The sequence below is a fragment of the Tabrizicola soli genome (genome assembly GCF_015999335.1).
GTDB classification, from domain to species: domain Bacteria; phylum Pseudomonadota; class Alphaproteobacteria; order Rhodobacterales; family Rhodobacteraceae; genus Tabrizicola; species Tabrizicola soli.
Genome location: NZ_JAEACP010000040.1, coordinates 1 through 16,771 on the forward strand (window position 1 = coordinate 1; position 16,771 = coordinate 16,771).

At 63.8% G+C, this 16,771-nt stretch carries 13 protein-coding genes and 3 pseudogenes; 8 read left to right on the top strand and 8 right to left on the bottom strand.

The window, feature by feature from the left end; translation table 11 throughout:
- The 5 genes and pseudogenes from I7S92_RS22460 to I7S92_RS22480 all read left to right on the top strand — a co-directional run.
- Positions 1 to 105, top strand: a pseudogene (locus I7S92_RS22460) (IS5/IS1182 family transposase); the annotation flags it as partial.
- A 270-nt stretch (positions 106 to 375) separates the two neighbouring features.
- A complete protein-coding gene (locus I7S92_RS22465) occupies positions 376 to 1,104 on the top strand; it encodes an IS5 family transposase (protein ID WP_197647745.1) in 729 nt (242 codons plus the stop codon).
- A 616-nt stretch (positions 1,105 to 1,720) separates the two neighbouring features.
- Positions 1,721 to 2,173, top strand: a complete 453-nt coding sequence (locus tag I7S92_RS22470) for a DUF3489 domain-containing protein (RefSeq protein WP_197647735.1) — start codon at positions 1,721 to 1,723, stop codon at positions 2,171 to 2,173.
- Entirely contained in the window at positions 2,170 to 2,637 is a 468-nt protein-coding gene (locus tag I7S92_RS22475) for a DUF2924 domain-containing protein (protein ID WP_197647736.1), read from the top strand. Before I7S92_RS22470 ends, I7S92_RS22475 begins: the two co-directional genes overlap by 4 nt.
- A complete protein-coding gene (locus I7S92_RS22480; RefSeq protein ID WP_197647737.1) occupies positions 2,634 to 4,373 on the top strand; it encodes a recombinase family protein in 1,740 nt (579 codons plus the stop codon). Before I7S92_RS22475 ends, I7S92_RS22480 begins: the two co-directional genes overlap by 4 nt.
- 721 nt (positions 4,374 to 5,094) lie before the next feature.
- Here I7S92_RS22480 and I7S92_RS22485 read toward each other — a convergent pair.
- Positions 5,095 to 6,123, bottom strand: coding sequence for an IS110 family RNA-guided transposase (locus I7S92_RS22485; RefSeq protein ID WP_197647746.1), 1,029 nt, complete (start codon positions 6,121 to 6,123; stop codon positions 5,095 to 5,097).
- A gap of 352 nt (positions 6,124 to 6,475) precedes the next feature.
- Complete coding sequence (locus I7S92_RS22490) at positions 6,476 to 7,216, bottom strand: FkbM family methyltransferase (RefSeq protein ID WP_197647738.1); 741 nt, start codon at positions 7,214 to 7,216, stop codon at positions 6,476 to 6,478.
- 320 nt (positions 7,217 to 7,536) lie between these two features.
- Between I7S92_RS22490 and I7S92_RS22495 the strand changes: the two are divergent.
- Positions 7,537 to 7,641: pseudogene (locus I7S92_RS22495) on the top strand (terminase gpP N-terminus-related DNA-binding protein); the annotation flags it as partial.
- Here I7S92_RS22495 and I7S92_RS23280 read toward each other — a convergent pair.
- From I7S92_RS23280 to I7S92_RS22515, 5 genes and pseudogenes are all read right to left on the bottom strand, one after another.
- Positions 7,626 to 7,709: pseudogene (locus I7S92_RS23280) on the bottom strand (ATP-binding protein); the annotation flags it as partial. The pseudogenes I7S92_RS22495 and I7S92_RS23280 sit on opposite strands and share 16 nt — an antisense overlap.
- Positions 7,710 to 7,715: 6 nt before the next feature.
- The gene (locus I7S92_RS22500; RefSeq protein ID WP_197647739.1) at positions 7,716 to 11,081 is read right to left on the bottom strand and encodes an error-prone DNA polymerase; all 3,366 of its coding nucleotides are present in this window, start codon (positions 11,079 to 11,081) and stop codon (positions 7,716 to 7,718) included.
- A complete protein-coding gene (locus tag I7S92_RS22505; RefSeq protein ID WP_197647740.1) occupies positions 11,078 to 12,589 on the bottom strand; it encodes a Y-family DNA polymerase in 1,512 nt (503 codons plus the stop codon). The genes I7S92_RS22500 and I7S92_RS22505 overlap by 4 nt, the downstream gene beginning before the upstream one ends.
- Positions 12,516 to 13,112, bottom strand: coding sequence for an ImuA family protein (locus I7S92_RS22510; RefSeq protein ID WP_197647741.1), 597 nt, complete (start codon positions 13,110 to 13,112; stop codon positions 12,516 to 12,518). Before I7S92_RS22510 ends, I7S92_RS22505 begins: the two co-directional genes overlap by 74 nt.
- Positions 13,102 to 13,779, bottom strand: coding sequence for an SOS response-associated peptidase (locus tag I7S92_RS22515; protein ID WP_197647742.1), 678 nt, complete (start codon positions 13,777 to 13,779; stop codon positions 13,102 to 13,104). The genes I7S92_RS22510 and I7S92_RS22515 overlap by 11 nt, the downstream gene beginning before the upstream one ends.
- A 676-nt stretch (positions 13,780 to 14,455) precedes the next feature.
- On the opposite strand from I7S92_RS22515, the gene I7S92_RS22525 reads away from it, so the two are divergent.
- Complete coding sequence (locus I7S92_RS22525; protein ID WP_197647743.1) at positions 14,456 to 14,680, top strand: hypothetical protein; 225 nt, start codon at positions 14,456 to 14,458, stop codon at positions 14,678 to 14,680.
- A 59-nt stretch (positions 14,681 to 14,739) separates the two neighbouring features.
- Positions 14,740 to 16,236, top strand: coding sequence for a winged helix-turn-helix domain-containing tetratricopeptide repeat protein (locus I7S92_RS22530; RefSeq protein ID WP_197647744.1), 1,497 nt, complete (start codon positions 14,740 to 14,742; stop codon positions 16,234 to 16,236).
- A gap of 78 nt (positions 16,237 to 16,314) precedes the next feature.
- Here I7S92_RS22530 and I7S92_RS23555 read toward each other — a convergent pair whose 3' ends face one another.
- Complete coding sequence (locus I7S92_RS23555) at positions 16,315 to 16,500, bottom strand: recombinase family protein (RefSeq protein ID WP_354001357.1); 186 nt, start codon at positions 16,498 to 16,500, stop codon at positions 16,315 to 16,317.
- Positions 16,501 to 16,771: the final 271 nt, after the last annotated feature.

A 16,771-nucleotide genomic window follows, 5' to 3' on the forward strand; every position in this document is an offset into this window, starting at 1 on the left:
GGCCGGCTGAAGGACTGGAGACGCGTTGCCACCCGATACGACAGATGCCCGGAAACCTTCTTCTCCGCTATCGCCCTCGCAGCAACCGTCATGTTCTGGCTCTGAAACTCAATGAGTCTGGAGCCTAGCAAGAGCTAGATACTCATCAACCTTCATTTCCATGAGGGCAGACCAGCAATCGACTCTAGTATCTTGAATGAAGCTAAGATATTGAGAAACTGACATTTCACCTCTCCACTGTCGCCCCGTTATCTCCGCCCCGAACAGTAAGCGCAAGAACTTGTTGCCGTAGGAAGCGGTTCAAGGGGTTTTGGTGCGCGCAAAGGACATGGAGCAGCACTCTCCAGAGCCCTTTCGAGCCTAGGGTCAGGATGCATTGATTTTCAAGGCTCTGCGTGCTTCCCGAAGTCGCACGGAAAGCCACTGGTCGATGACAGGCGGGTACTGAGTGGAATTATTTTCATCAATCGCAATGGGTTGCGCTGGCGAGACGCTCCAGCTGCCTACGGACCGCACAAAACGCTCTACAGCCGGTGGAAGCGTTGGAGCGAGAAAGGCATCTTCGCGCGGATGATGGTCGGTCTGGCTTCCGAACACGGCGAGGAAAAGACCGTCATGATCGACGCGACCTACCTGAAGGCACACCGCACGGCGACCAGCATGGCTGCGAAAAAGGGGGGGCGAGGTCGCCTGATCGGTCGAACCAAGGGCGGCATGAACACCAAGCTGCATGCCATCTGTGACAGCCAGGGACGGCCGCTCAACCTGTTCGTCACTGCAGGGCCGGTTAGCGATTACATCGGCGCGCGGGCGCTGCTCGGCAGCCTGCCAAAGGTCGACTGGCTGCTGGGGGATCGCGGCTATGACGCCGACTGGTTTCGAGACGCGTTGAAAGACAACGGGATACACACCTGCATCCCTGGCCGGAAGCAACGCAAGACCCCAGTCAAATACGACAAGCGCCGATACAAGCGGCGCAACCGCATCGAGATCATGTTTGGCAGGCTCAAGGACTGGCGCCGGGTGGCGACCCGCTACGACCGATGCCCAAAGGTCTTTCTCTCAGCGATCGCTCTCGCCGCGACCGTCATCTACTGGTTATGAACCCTGACCCTACATCCTAACGGGGTGGAGATTTGTTGCGCTCAGCCACTTAGCGTCCACTTCCGCAGAGGGCTGCCACGCATCTCGCTGCGGCAGCTCGAGTGGCTGCTTCGGAGGCCTGCGCCGGGAGGGCCGACTGTCGTCTAAGGGCCGAGGCTGTGTGGAAACTCCAGTTCTGAGAATTTGGGAAGAACATTTTCCTCAGAAAATCGTTCGCGGCGGTCTGCTTGAGAACAAATTCTCTCCGCAATGCCTGTGGGCGAACTTCCTTCCACGTTCTGTCATGCTCGACTGGGTTTCCACACAGCCTCGGCCGAAACACGACCAACGATCGCGTCCGGCCCGTATGGCACCCTCTCTCCTTACGCCGCTGCCCAGACCTGGTTGAGGACCAGCGGGAGCGCTCTCGGCCTTGTCCTGCGGCAGGAACCGACCGCAGTGTTGAGCAGAACCTCGTCCAATCGTGGTGAAGGGTGACGTCACCTCCGGCAATTTCTCCAATTTGTAGCTGGACTTCCTCTCGCAACGAAGCGGTGCTGCGTGCCATGCCCGGCCGCGTCCGGGCTTGCCTCGGTACGGGCGCGCGACGGTCGCCGCCCGAACCGAGGAGACCATCATGACCAGCAAGACCCGGGCCAAAGGCACGCGGCGGGAGACCAGGCGCGGCCAGACCGAACAGGCGGAAGGACTGGCGCGGGATGCCCATGCCGAGGCGGGTTCGCCGGCCAGCAGTTCGCTGACGATCCCTGACCTACCCACGATGGTCACTGCGACCGCGGAGCGGCGTCCCACGAAGGCGCTGCACCTGCGCGAGATGCTGGCGCGCGAAAATGGTGCCAGCCTCGCACAGATGACGGAAGCGACAGGTTGGCAGGCGCACACCGTGCAGGCCGCGCTGTCCGGTCTGCGCAAGTCCGGACTCACACTCGACCGGACCCGGCGCGGTCAGGATACCATCTACCGCATCGTCGCGGGCGATGCCTCGGCAGGCGGTGCTGCCGACAACCCCGATGCCACCTCGTCCAGCGCCGACCCGACCTCCGGCAAACCCACCGAGGTCACCCAGTGATCGAGGTTCGCGATCTCGAGACGATGGACCGGAGCGCCCTCGCGGCGCTCTGGACCAGGACGTTCAAGCGTCCCGTGCCCGCCAGGATGAGCCAGCCCATGCAGCGCCGCTTCCTGGCGCATGCGGTGCAGGTCGCACGCTTCGGCGATCTGCCTCCCGCTATCGCCACCCGGCTGGATCGCATCGCCGCGGGTAGCGAGCGCAAGGCAAGCCCCGCGTTGAAGCCCGGGGCGCGGCTCCTGCGCACATGGAACGGGGTCACCCATGTCGTCGACGTCGAACCCGACGGCTTCCGCTGGAACGGCGCGCGGCATCGATCGCTCTCCGCCATCGCCCGTGCCATCACCGGCGCCCGCTGGTCCGGACCGCGGTTCTTCGGGCTGATGACGGAACTGGACCAGAATGAGCAAGGAGGTGGCAGGAAGCGCACTGGCTCGGCGGTTCGAAGCGGGGGACACCGATGAGCCCAGGACCCACCATCCGTTGCGCGATCTACACCCGCAAATCCTCCGAGGAAGGCCTGGATCAGGCCTTCAACTCGCTCGACGCCCAGCGTGAGGCCTGCGCCGCCTTTATCGCCAGCCAGCGCCACGAAGGCTGGACCACGGTTCCCGAACGGTTCGACGACGGCGGACTCTCGGGCGGCACTCTGGAACGCCCGGCCTTGCAGCGCCTTCTTGCCGAGATCGAGGCGGGCCGCATCGGAATGGTCGTCGTCTACAAGATCGACCGGCTGACCCGTTCCCTCGCCGACTTCGTGCGACTGGTCGAGAAGCTCGACGCCAGGGGCTGTTCCTTCGTCTCGGTCACGCAGGCCTTCAACACTTCCTCGTCTATGGGCAGGTTGACGTTGAACGTGCTTCTCTCCTTCGCGCAGTTCGAGCGCGAGGTCACCGCCGAGCGTATCCGCGACAAGATCGCCGCCTCGAAGGCGAAGGGGTTGTGGATGGGTGGTCCGCCGCCCCTCGGCTACGACCGGCATTCCGACCCGCAGCGCCGCGAACTCGTCGTCAACGAGGCGGAGGCCATGACAGTGCGGCAGCTCTTCGATCTCTACCTTCGACATGGCAACCTGCGGCTGGTCGAGGATGAAGCGATGCGCCTCGGGTTGCGGCCGAAGCAGATGGCCCGTTCGGTGGTCACGGCATCCGGCGAGGCTCGCTTCAGCCGCGGACAGTTGCACTACCTGCTGACCAACCCGGTCTACATCGGCCGCATCCGGCACAAGGACCGGAGCTACGCAGGTCAGCATGCGGCGATCATCGATGCGCAGACCTGGGATGCCGTGCAGGCGAAGCTGATCTTCGCCCGTGCTCGGCCGCGCTGCCGAACGATGGATCCGGTCGCAACCGCTTCGGGCGTCGGACCGGGCATCGATCTGCAGACCTCTGCGGCATCCCAAAGGCCCGCCGTATCTTCATCCGCAGCCCGCCCGCTGACCGGCAAGCTGCGGGACGAGGCCGGAGATCCGCTGACCCCGACCCATGCGCAGCGCCATGGTCGCCGCTTCGCCTATTACACATCGCATCGCCTGATCGCCGGAGGCACCGATCCCACCGGCTGGCGCCTGCCCGCTCCGGCACTGGAGACCGCGGTCCGTAGCCTTCTGGTCGGGCACCTTCGCAAGTTGGCCGACCAGCATCGGCTCTTGGCCGCGCCCGACGCCCAACGCGCGCTGCTGGCCGCCGGGAGTGCTAGGAGGCTCCTGCAACGGTTGACCGAGGATGCAAGCGCGTTCGCAACACTGATCCTGCGCGGCGAACTCGGCCGCGGCACCGTCAAGCTCTCCCTCGACGCCAGGGCGCTGTCAGCCGCACTCGATCTCGCGCCCGAGGACCTTGCACCGGACGTTCTCGGCTTCACCGCGCCCCTGACCTTGGCCCGCCGCGGGATAGAGACCAGGATCGTTGCCGGGGAGGCGCTGCCGGCACCCGATGCGACATTGATCCGGGTCCTGGCCGAAGCCCGCAACTGGGCCAAGGCCCTGAGGGAGGGTGTCAGCCTGACCGAGTTGGCCGCACGCACCGGGCATTCCGAACCCTATATGCGAACCCGCATACAACTGGCCTTTCTGTCGCCGCGCCTGCAGCAGGCCATCCTCGAAGGACGCCAGCCCCCGGGGCTGACAGTCGCGTATCTCGTCCGCGAACCGCTTCCCCTTGACTGGGATGAGCAGCAGCGTCGCCTCGCGGCTCTCTGAGATCGCAACCGGCTACGGACGGCACATCTGCGCCATCCGCGACGAAATCTGGCACCGGATATCGACCTGCAACAGGCCTGATCGGCACCTGTTATTCGCCTGTTCCCGTCCTGATCCCGGCCTGATATTCTTGCCGCCAGAGGCGTTCGATAACATACCGAAATCACGACATTTAGTGCAATTCTAGCACCACCATCGGGCCCTGATACAGGGCGAAATCTACGATATCAGGTTGCTGCGATCCGCGTCCGACATCCCGGGGCAAACCGAACCGGCTCTCCATGCCCGCGGAGACGCATCCCGCAGAGCGGCCGGTTGGCGCGAGGGCCGTGCGTCTCCGTGCTGGAGATACGCCACTAACCCACGGAATGACGGGGGAAATCCTGGCAAGTCGCGCGAAGGGCACGAGAGACAAGGGTGGATGGCGGAGGGAATGGGCCTGATATCCAACCTTCTCTTGTGGATGCCGCTCTCATTTGCAAGGAATTTCTGAACCTTAGACATGTGATCGAGTGCGGACTCTTGTCAGGCCTGTTAGCGCGGCCCGATAGATGCCGCTGGCCGAGATGGTGATGCGCGGAGCGGGGCCACATCTCCAACAGCGAGCTCGAGGCTCGGAGAAGGTTTCTGGTTTGCCCGATCCGGATCATGTCGATCATGCGCCCATACTGTTCATGCCTTCCTCACAACTCGGTAGCCCGGTTGCCCGTTCGACGCCCGATCATGCGCCGATCAGCACCGGGCCGCGATAGCTTTCGCCGCGCGTCAGCATCGCCCAGATGCCGCGCGCCATCTTGTTCGCCAATGCGATGGCCACGATCGGGACTGGCTTGCGATCCAGCATCCGTGCGAGCCACGAGCCCTTTGGCGCTCCCCGGCGCGATGCCCAGCGGATCACCGCAGTCGCCCCGATCACAAGCAGTCGCCGGATATCGCGCTGCCCCATCTTCGAGGTTTTCCCGAGCTTCTGCTTGCCGCCGCTGGAATGCTGCCGCGGGACCAAGCCGAGCCAGGCGGCGAAGTCACGTCCGCGGCGGAACTGATCCATCGGCGGGGCGAAGGTCTCGACCGCGAGTGCGGTGATCGGACCGACGCCAGGCATCGTCTGCAACTGGCGCGGCAGGTCCGCTTCCTGCGACATCGCCGCGATCCGCGCCTTCAGCGCATCGATCCGGGCGGTGAGCTGGGCGATCTGCTCAAGGAGCATGCGGCAGATTTCCCGGGCGAGTTCCGGTACGTCGGTGCCGGGTTCGTCGATGACCTTGGCGAGGCGCGGCAGGTAGCCGATCCCCTCCGGGGCAACATGTCCGAACTCGTAGAGATGCGACCGCAGCGCGTTCACCGCCTCGGTGCGCTGCTTCACGAGCTGCTCGCGCGTGCGGAACGCGACGGCCCGCGCCTGCTGGTCGGCAGATTTCGGTTCGACGAAGCGCATGGTCGGCCGCAGCGCCGCCTCGACGATCGCCTCAGCATCGGCCGCATCATTCTTCTGGCGTTTCAGGAACGGCTTGACGTAATGCGGGGCGATCAGTCGAACCTCGTGCCCGTAGCGGGACATTTCCCGCGCCCAATGATGCGCGCTGGCGCAGGCTTCCATCGCCACAAGGCACGGCGGCTGATCCGCCATGAACCGCGCGAACTGCGGCCGCGACAGCTTCTTGCGGAACAGGACGGACCCGTCCGCCGCAGCCCCATGAACCTGGAACACGTTCTTTGCCAGATCCACGCCGATGATGCTAACCTCTCCCATGGATGCCCTCTCCTTCAGCTTGTGCTTCGACACCACGAGTATGGCACATCGCGATGCCGTTGGGGTGAGAGCGGCATCCACCCCATCTCCAATTTAGACCATTGAAATCATTTTATTAATTCGAGCGGCGCGGCGACTTGGCCTTGCCCCTGCGTCAGTGGTAACGCACCAGCCAATTAGTGCCTCCGCTGTGGATCGAATGGCAGCTCGCGGCGCGGCACTCTCCATAGAGCGAGAGGCTACTAGGTGTGCATCGAGTTACAGGTCCCAACCCTTTCGTACACCAGTCGAATTCCCAACAGGCCTCCACTCGACTGCAACAACTCCGGCCCAGTGCTTTCGGTGACGATTATCAGGATTGCTTGTTATCTTCTCGCGTGAAGAGGAAGACGTCACCGACCTGGTCGGTTATTTGGAAACCGCAGTTTTCCAGGGTGGACAGAACGGCATCCAGATCTCTTTGTCCGGCCTCATACATGGTCGGATGCATTTCCATTACAATAGATCTGCAGTTCGACAGAAAATCTCGGTCGTGACAAACGAGGTCCTTCTCGGCGCCCTCGATATCGCACACAAGTGCAAATGGCATACCGCCGAAATGCCCTTCGCATTCAGAGGCAGTAATGGTCGGTATGGGAACTCCTTTGGAGTGGGCCGAGACTCTTCCATCAAAGCTGCTGCCTCCTTCCTCAAAGTGGACAAAGTCAGCCCCGGAATAATCAATTGCGGCGTTGATCAGAACTGTTTTACCCGGCACCGCACTACGGCTCGCATTTTCAAGGCACACGTCGGCCAGCTTATTGTTCGCTTCTATGATGACATGAACTGCCTGAGATCCGATGATTGATCTGACCACAGCCGAGACCACCCCCAACGACCCCCCCAGTTCGAGCACATTAATGCCGGAGCTGAGCATCTTCCTGCAAAGGGCAACCTCCCCGTCTTCATAAGGACCATTACGGAGAAGCAGGTATCGAAGTTCTTCACTTACCGTCCGTGGAAGCGTAACCTTCACTCCGTGAACCACAAAGTCCTGACCCTTGAGAAGGCTGTGCAACCAGAGGACTAATCTCCTCTTGATAATCTTCAACATATTTCTCCCCCTAGTTGCGGAAACAGTAGGCGGGTATGCGGGCGGGCAAAGGCTCTCTGTATGTACTTGAACGTGGCACTGTATACCAAACCGAGGCATGAGTCATCGCAACTCTTTCCTGAAAAAGTCTGTGCCTTTCCACTTTTCAGCCTGGATTATTTGGGTCTGGCTGATCTTGAGTTCCCCGCAGTCGGCATCTCCGCGCCTTGAATGTGTTTCGACGTGCAATTTTGACCCCCTAAGGCGGGGTATCGGCGTCCAATTTTGACCCCTGATGTTCTGTCGGACCGTCCGTTGCGAGGCAGCGGACGGAGGGGGAGTTGAAGCGGGTGGATACGATCGCGCGGGTCCGGCGGGCCTTCTATGTCCAGGGCTGGTCAGTGAAGAAGATCGTGCGGGAACTGCACGTGTCGCGGAATACCGTGGTCATCTTGGCGTCGCCGAACACGGTCGGCCATTCGCCGAAGGCGAGGTTGGTGGTGACGATGGCCGATCTGTCCTAGTGGAAGTCCCGGCTGGGGAAGAGCCGCTTCGCCTGCTCTCGCGGATGTTGTGCGGTTGATCGGACGCTGCCACCTGCCGGGCGTCGGGTCTCATCGGCCCGACCGTCGTTCGCCTCGATCATCACCGAGCGTCCCAGGGTCGTGAGGAGGTGCGACAGATCAACGATCTCCTCCGCGATGAGATGCACTACCGGCCCGTCGCGCTCGATGCGACCTTTGACCCGCACCAGACGTCCGGCGATGACCGCCTTGCGGAAGGTCTCGTAAACCTTGCGCCAGATTACGACGTTTGAAACGCCTGTCTCGTCCTCCAAGGTCAGGAAGATCACGCCGGAGGCTGTGCCGGGGCGCTGGCGGGTGATGACGAGGCCGGTGACGATGACGCGACCCCTGGCTTCGAGCAAGCGATCATGCGGCAGACTTTCGGGAAGGCGGGGGCGCAGGAGTTCCATCGGATGCGCGCGGAGACTGAGACGGAGCGACAGGTAATCCTCGATGACCTCCTGTCCCAGGGTCATCTGCGGGAGTTGCACGACAGGCTCTTCGCCTCCTTCCCCGTCCGTGCCGAAGAGAGGCAGAGGCGCAGGCCCACGCAGGGTCTTGGCGGCCCAGAGAGCATCGCGCCGGATCAGGCCGATCGGCGTGAAAGCGTCGGCCTCGGCAAGCCTCTCCAGCGTCTCGGGCTTCACGCCTGCTCGGCGCCAGACGCTTTCCAAGTCAGGATAGCCATTGCCGCGCGCCGCCTTGATCCAGGTGGCATCCTCCTCGCGCAGGCCCTTGATCTGGCGGAGGCCTAGCCGCAGGGCCAGTTCACCATCCGGGCGGGACTCCAGCGTGCAGTCCCAGTCGGAGTGGTTGATCGAGACCCCTCGCACCTCGACACCACAGTCGCGCGCGTCGCGCACCAGCTGCGCTGGGGCATAGAACCCCATGGGCTGCGAGTTCAGGAGCGCGCAGGTGAACACGGCCTGGTGATGGCATTTGAGCCAGGCGGAGATGTAGACGAGCCGCGCGAAGCTCGCCGCGTGGCTCTCCGGGAAACCGTAGGAGCCGAAGCCCTCGATCTGCGCGAAGCAGCGCGCTGCGAACTCCGCATCATAGCCGCGCGCCAGCATGCCGCTGACAAAGCGATCCCGAAAGGAGCCGATGGTCCCCATCCGCTTGAAGGTCGCGAGCGAGCGTCGCAGCCGATCCGCCTCGGCCGGTGTGAAGCCCGCGGCCACGACGGCGATCTGCATAGCCTGTTCCTGAAAGAGCGGCACGCCGTAGGTGCGCCCCAGCACTTCCATCATTGCAGGCCCAAGGTCCTCCACCTTCTCGCGCCCCATGCGCCGGTTGATGAACGGATGGACCATGCCACCCTGGATCGGGCCCGGCCGGACGATCGCCACTTCGCAGACCAAGTCGTAGAAGGCGCGCGGTCGCATCCGCGGCAGGAAGTTCAGCTGCGCCCGGCTTTCGACCTGGAACACACCGATCGCATCGGCACGACAGAGCATGTCGTAGATCGCCGGGTCCTCCGGTGGCACGTTGGCGAGTGTCCAGCGCTGACTGCGATGCTCAACGAGAAGGCCGAACGCCTTGCGGATGCAGGTCAGCATGCCGAGAGCAAGAATGTCGACCTTCAGGAGCCCGAGGGCATCGATATCGTCCTTGTCCCATTCGATGATGGTTCGGTCCTCCATCGCGGCATTCTCGATTGGGCAAAGCTCATCAAGGCGGCCTTTGGTGATGACGAAGCCGCCGACGTGCTGGGAGAGATGGCGTGGAAAGCCGATGATCTGGCCGATGAGCTCGGCCGCCAGGCGCACCCTGCCATCGGCGGGGTCCAGCCCGGCATCCCGCATCCGGTCTTCGCCCGGCACCGAGGAGGACCAGCCCCAGATCTGGCCCGAGAGGCGGGCTACCACGTCCTGGCTGAGACCCATGACCTTGCCGACCTCACGGATCGCAGCCCGGCTCCGGAAATGGATCACAGTGGCGGTCAGCCCCGCGCGTTCGCGGCCGTAGCGCTGATAGATCCACTGGATCACTTCTTCCCGGCGCTCGTGCTCGAAGTCCACGTCGATGTCAGGTGGTTCGCCGCGTTCCTTCGAGATGAAGCGCTCGAAGATCAGGGTGATGCTCTCGGGCGGCACCTCGGTGATGCCGAGAAGATAGCAGACCACCGAATTGGCCGCAGATCCCCGACCCTGGCAGAGGATGCCCTTCGAGCGGGCGAAGGCCACGATATCGTGGACAGTGAGGAAGTAGGGCGCATAACCGATCTCGCGGATCAGGATCAGTTCCTTCTCAACCCGGTGAACGATCTTCGACGGCGGGCCATCCGGGTAGCGCCAGTGCAGGCCGTCGCGGGCAAGCCGTTCCAAGCGGTCCTGCGCAGGCTCCCCATCTGCTTCCTCGTCGGGATACTGGTAGCGGAGGTCATCGAGCCGGAAGGCGCAGGCATTGGCGATCTCGATCGTGCGCCGAAGTGCACCAGGGTAGCGGTGGAAGAGCCGTGCCATCTCGGCTCCCGACTTCAGCCGCCGCTCGCCGTTGGTTAGGCGGTTGGTGCCGATGTCGTCGATGGTGCAGCCGATTCGCAGGCAGGTCAGAACGTCGGCGACCGGGCGACGGGCGGCGCGGTGCATCAGCACATCGCCCAAGGCAACGAGCGGAAGGCCAGTCGCTTGCGCCAGAGCGGAATGCCGGTCGAGTCTTGCCTGATCGCGCCCATCGTATCGGGGTGCCATGCCGAGAAAGCAGTCGCGAGGGAAGCGGAGGGCGATGGCTGCGAGATCGGACCTAGGAGAGGAGCCGCTCTCCATTGGATCGGGGATCAGGGCGATGAGCACCATGCCTCTCGCCCATTCCAGAAGATCGGCGCGGGTGAGGTGGCATTCGCCCTTCGGTGCGCGACGCTTACCGATCGACAAAAGGCGCGTCAGACGAGACCAGGCGGCGACATCGCGGGGAAGCGCCAGCCATTCGACCGGGCTGTCGGTCAGCACAAGTCTCGCACCCGGGATCAGGCGAGGTAGGGGGGCTGCGGACATCTCATGGGCTTCCGTTGCCCCCGTGAAACGCGGGACGGTCTGGCGGCTGGAATGGTCCGTCACTCGCTGCGACCGGATGACCGGTCCATCCTGCGTCGTCGCCGCATTGGCCAGAGCCTCGTCGCGCAGCCGCGCGAGTTCCTTCAGCGCCGAGAAGGCGCGCACGACGCCCGCGACCGAGTTGCGGTCGGTGATGGCGATGGCAGCAAGACCGAGTTCGGCCGCACGGGTGACGAGTTCTTCGGGATGCGAGGCACCGGTCAGGAAGGTGAAGTTCGAGGTCACGCACAATTCAGCATAGGGTTGGGGGCTAGGGGCGGTCATGCGAATTCGCCTTGCGCAAACCAGGCCCTCGCCCGGTCCGGTCCATGCCAGCTCGCGCTCTGGGGCGTGTGGAAGAGCCAGAGCCGCGGACCCTCCTGGGTCTCGATCCGCCAGTAGTCCCTGATGCCGGTGCGCCAGGCCGGATCATCGAACCACCATTCCGGGCTGATCCGCTCCGGGCCTACTGCGCGCAAGGTAGAGAGTGGCATCCGGCGCCAGCGAAACCGAGCAGGAGGATGACCGGGTCGGGGTGGCGATGCGACGCTCACGGGCTCCGGCGGAAAGAGGAACGCAGGTCTAGATGGGCCGCGACGTGCAGGGCTTGGGGTGGGCGTGCTGTAGGCCACCGGCACGGTCAGGAAGCTCCGCTCCGGGACCAGGCTGTCAGCGGGCTGCAAGCGCAGTACGCGGTCAAAACCAATCCGGTTCCCAAGCCGGGAGACGAGGTCTGCCAAGGCATCCTCCGCACGCACGGTCGGCCCTTCACCGATCTGCTCGGGAGCCATCGGCTCAGTGACGAGGGCGCTCAGGCGCAGGGCGTCGATGCCGAAGCCCGCGTCGATCTCCTCGACACCCTTCAGGAACAGCCCCGCGATCCGGAGGGGGTCGCGCATCGGGCGGGCGAGGCCAATCGAGACCTGAGCCGTCTCGCCGTCCACCCGGCGCAGCTCCAGCTTCATCCGTCTCGCGCCCTGGTGGTGCCGTGCCAGATGTGCGCAGAGCCGCTCCAGGAGCCGGTCGAGACCCGCCATCACGTCGGCCTGGAGCCCGATGGCTTCGGGGAGTGTCATCCTCACCCCGAAATGGGGTGTCTCAGCTTCGGGGGAGACCGGCTCCGGCTGCACGCCAAGCGCCTGATCGAGGCGCAGGATTAGACCTGCACCAAAGCGGCGCGCAAGAGGTGCGCGGGGCAGCGCAACGATGTCCGAGATGCGCGTCAGGCCAACCCGGACAAGCTCGTCTGCGGTCTCAGGGTCAATGCGAAGGGCAGAGACCGGCAACCGCCCCAGGCCGATCGCAAGTGCGCCATCGGCGATGATCCCGCCACCGTTCCGGGACAGGGCGTGCGCTGCTCCTCTGGTCCCTGCAATAGCGCTCGCTGCGACCAGGCCCGCCCGGTCGAGCCGCGCATGCAAGTCTGCGCGCAGGTCCTCTTCGCCACCAAAGAGATGCGATACCCCAGAGACATCGGCAATGAGCCCTTCCGACCCGTCACAGGCAACCATCGGTGCATAGCGTCCCGCCCACCGTCTCAGCGCCGACAAGGCCGCTGCCTCGCCTGCAAGATCGGCGGGGCGGGTGCTGATGTCGGGCGCAACGGCGCGTGCATCCGCCAGCGCCATGCCTCGGCGGAGCCCCCGAGCGAAAGCTGCCTGGTTCACGCAATGCAAGTGATCGGTATTCCCAGACCGCAAGGTCAAGGCGAAGGCACCCTCAACCGGGCGCCTCCTGAGGCTTACGTCGCTCGCCAGCCTCGGGAACCATATGGAAAGCAGCCGACGCGCCATCCCAGTCTATCACCCATTCACCGCATGTTCCTCTTTTGTTCTTGCTAAGGGACCAGCGCTGCAGTGTCGAGTCGGATGGGCCTGCGGCCGGTTCACAATTCCACCTGGTCTCGGTCGAAGGGCAGCCCTCGCCCTCGCGAATCAGCATCAATCCGGTGGTCTGACCGGTTTCGGCCGCGAGTTGCAGTCGGCGACCCTCGGTGAGCGTCAAGGCGGCCTTCGGCTCTGCTATCAACAATCCGACTGGTGCGGCCCGCAATGCCTCTTCAACGGACCAGAGGAGATCTGTCGCGCTCTTTGGTGTGAGCAGGATCAGCCGTTCGCCAAGGCCTTCTGGCAAACCCGCAAGCAGAGGTCGTTCGGGAATATGGTCTGGCAGGATCCAGACTATCGGGCCTGCATGGCGCAGGGCCTGGAAGAGCGCAAATGCCCGGCGTCCTCGTCCTCCCGCTTCATGCACACGGTTGGGGGCCAGGGTGAGTGGTGAAACAGGGGTTAACCTCCGGCGCAGATCACGCAGCATCTTCGCGTGTCCCCTCGGCGACGACCTGCAGCACGCCGTCCGGCAGCGGGCGTTGCAGGCCGAGCGCTACCTCTGCGGGTGCCGTCAACCATTGTCGCCACTCCTCTGCACGGGTCAAGACCACCGGCATCGCCTTCGGATGAATCAGGCCGACCTCTCGGTTGGGCGAGCAGGTTAGGAAGCCGAATAGCGTGGATTCGACTTCACCTTCCTTGAGCTTCCGCACCGAGGTCCAGTCGGTCCAGATTCCGGCAAAGCACGCCAGCGGTCGATCGGGCCCAAGCGCGAACCATACCGGGTGATTGCGCGGTGCACCCGGTCGTCCATCGATCTCGGAAAAGCTTGTGAACGGCACAAGGCAGCGATTCTCTGCGCCGAGCCAGCGCCGCCAGTGCGGCGATGATACGTTGCGGATGTTCGTCACTCCGGGATCGGTGCGCTTGCCCTCCAGGAATTTTGGTGGCGTCGGCATACCCCAGCGCGCCATTGACAGGCGGAACCCGGACGGACCGCTGCGCAGGATCGGTGCTTGGTAGTCAGGGTAGATACCCGGCAGCTGTGGCAGGTTCCCCGTGTCATCTTCCAGCACCTCTGCTTCATCCCGCATCTCGTCGAAAAGACGGCGCATCGCATCCTGGCTCTTGGTCTGTGAGTAGAGGTTGCACATCAGGTGTTCCAAATGATTTGGAAATGGAACATTGCCAGAACTCAGCGATCTCGTGAAGAGCGATGTCGGTTTTCGCGAGGATGATAGCGATCGCCAAAAGCCCCGGCACAGAAGCCGATCCTGACGTCGGATGCAAGCCGGACGCTCGTGCTCGCGCGAGACCCAGCACTTCGTGCCTTCGCAACCGGACCGCGACACCAACAGGAAGAACCTTCAGATCAGAGGGGCCGCCTGGCTCACTCAAGACGGTCAGAACCGCCCTCGTAGCGCCCCTGAGATTAATGAACAGCGGTGGAAGTGTCCACGGACCCGGCGCAGTGCCGCCCTTGCCAGTCCGCCGCAGGCTCTTTGCCCCATTGGGATTGCCAAGCTTCACCCCCCGGGACTTCGCGACCGCGAGGGCCTCCTTCGTCCGCCGGGAGATTGCCTCGCGCTCGGCCTGGGCGACCAGCGCCATGATCCCAACCGTCAGGTCGTTTGCCCCCGGCATGTCCACGGCTTCAAAAGCGCACCCCACGTTCTTCGGAGCATGTTGGATTACGGAGCGTCTAACGTCCGTATGCGTGTCATACGGTGTTGGCTGTGGGCTGAAGAATTCAGAAGGACTTCACCCTTCTTTCAGGACATTGGACCGGACCTCACCGACCGTTGGACATCATCCAGACCGAGGTGTCCCATGTCCCTCCACGATCCTTTCCTCCTCGCTCAAGATCTTGTCGCGGTCATCTCCGGGGCCGACGAGCTGCCCCTGTGGGATGATCGTCGTCAGCGGCTTGTCGAGGCCGGCAGCATGGATTGCTGCGCCGAAGGCGATTTCCTCGCCCTGATGCCCTCCGTCGACGCCCCCGCGCCCTCCTGGAGCGACGACCGCACATGGTTGCGGCGCATCTTGGGTTTTTGAACGCTTGACAGGTCGCACCGACGCGTCTTCGCTTGGGGGCACCCTTCTGCGGGGAAGCCATGAGGATCGGAGATCACGATCTCGATCTGCAGCTCGGCACGCTGGTCCATGACGGCGCGCCCGTGCATCTGCGGGCCAAGACCTTTGCCCTGCTCACATACCTTGCCCGCAACGCGGGGCGCGTGATCGGCAAGGACGAGTTGTTGGCGGCCGTCTGGCCGGACGTGATCGTGACCGAGGATTCGCTCACCCAGGCCATCAGCGAGCTTCGCCGGGTGCTGGGTGACGTTCTGATCCGCACCGTTCCCCGCCGGGGCTACATGCTTGAAATGGCGCGGCAAGAGGCTGTGCAGGAGGGTCCGCCCACCGTGGTCGTCCTGCCCTTCCTCACCGTCTCTGATCGGCCGGAGGACCGCCCCCTGGCAGATGCGATCGTGGAGGAAATCTGCCAATGCCTGGGACGCTACGGCCTAGTCAATGTCATCGCCCGGCACTCGGCCTTCCAATGTCGCCCCGAGGAAATCACCCCGCATGAGGCGGCACGCAAGCTCGGCGCCGACTGGTTTGTCGAGGGGCCGGCGCGGCGCGTTCCGGATGGCCTGCGCCTGTCGCCAGCCCTGTGCGAGACGGCGACAGGACGGCAGATCTGGACGGAAACCTTCCTTGCCGGCGAGAACGGCCCCGCCGAGGTAGTGTCGGCCCTTACGCATCGCATTGTCACCCGGCTGGCCCTCGACGAACAGAAGCGCACGGCGCTGCTCCCCGCCTCGCCAAGCTCCCATCTTGGCGCATGGCGCCATTTCGTGGCAGGGGTGGCAGCGCTGCGTCGCTACGGCGGCGGTGTGAACGAGGAAGCCTGCGCCCATTTCCGCGCCACAGTCGCGCGGGATCCGGGCTTCGCCTTGGGGCAGGCCTATCTTGGGCTCGCAATCCTGACCTTGGGCCGATACGACGCCTCGCCCCCCGAGATGCTGGACGAAGGTCTGGCCCATGCGCTGCGCGGGGTCGAGCTTGCGCCGGAAGAGGCGCGCTGTCACGCCATCCTCGCGCTTGCCCGCCTTTGGCGACGCGAGTTCGACGCCGCCGAATACTCTGCGCGCAAGGCAGTGGACACCAACCCATCGGACGCCGATCCCCTTGCCATGCTGGGATACGTGCTGACCCTTCGCGGGAAGCCGCACGAGGGCATCGCCTGCCTCAACGCCGCGATACGGCTCAATCCCCTGCATCCGGCCTGGTATCACGGGGACCTGGCGATAGCGCATCACATCGCTGGCAACCATGCCGAAGCCATCGCCTGCATCCAGCGCCTGCCGGCGCTGGATGCATGGAAAGAGACGCGCCTTGCCGCCTGTCATGCTGCGCTTGGCGACGCGACCGCCGCGGCCCGCCATCTGGACCGCGCCGAAGCTCTGTCTCCCGGCTGGGACGCACAAGCGATGGTCGATAGCTGGGCCGAACTGGAGCAAAAGGCCGACCGAAGCTACCTGCAGCGCGAAGTGGCACTGGCGCTTGAACTAAGGCGGGGACTCAGGTCGGCGGACGCACATTCTTGACAAGGGTCCATGTCGGTACCGGCAAGTGGACAGAAGGGCCTTGGGTGGCGACCTGATGAGTATGCTGGGTCGAAAGCTTCATGCGCTTACCCGCAGCAAGAGTTGCCCGACGTTCCCCACATCCCATTTCCCACCGCGCCGCGTCCTGATCCCACGTGCAGTGAGTTCCGCCGCAATCTCACGCAGCGAGTTGTGACCCTTGGCATGTATGTCCGCGAGCACCGGCGAGAGGTCCGCCGCAAAGGCCGCAGCGTTGGCGGACACAAGAACGCCGCGTTCCGGCTCATTCGGTCCAGCGTCGCAACCACCAGCGTGGCAGCGTAAACCACTTCTAATTTTTTGGTTCTGTCATCTTGGACAGCTTACGAGTAATGGCCGCTTGGATGATTTCAAATCGCGGCTGTGACCTAGGCTCCAGACCCATTGATTTCGGGCGGTTCGCGTGATTCAGGCCTCGCAAGGAGACCTGACCGATGAGCAACCTCTACTGGCTGTCCGAGGCGCAAATGGAGCGCCTGAAGCCATTCTTTCCGAA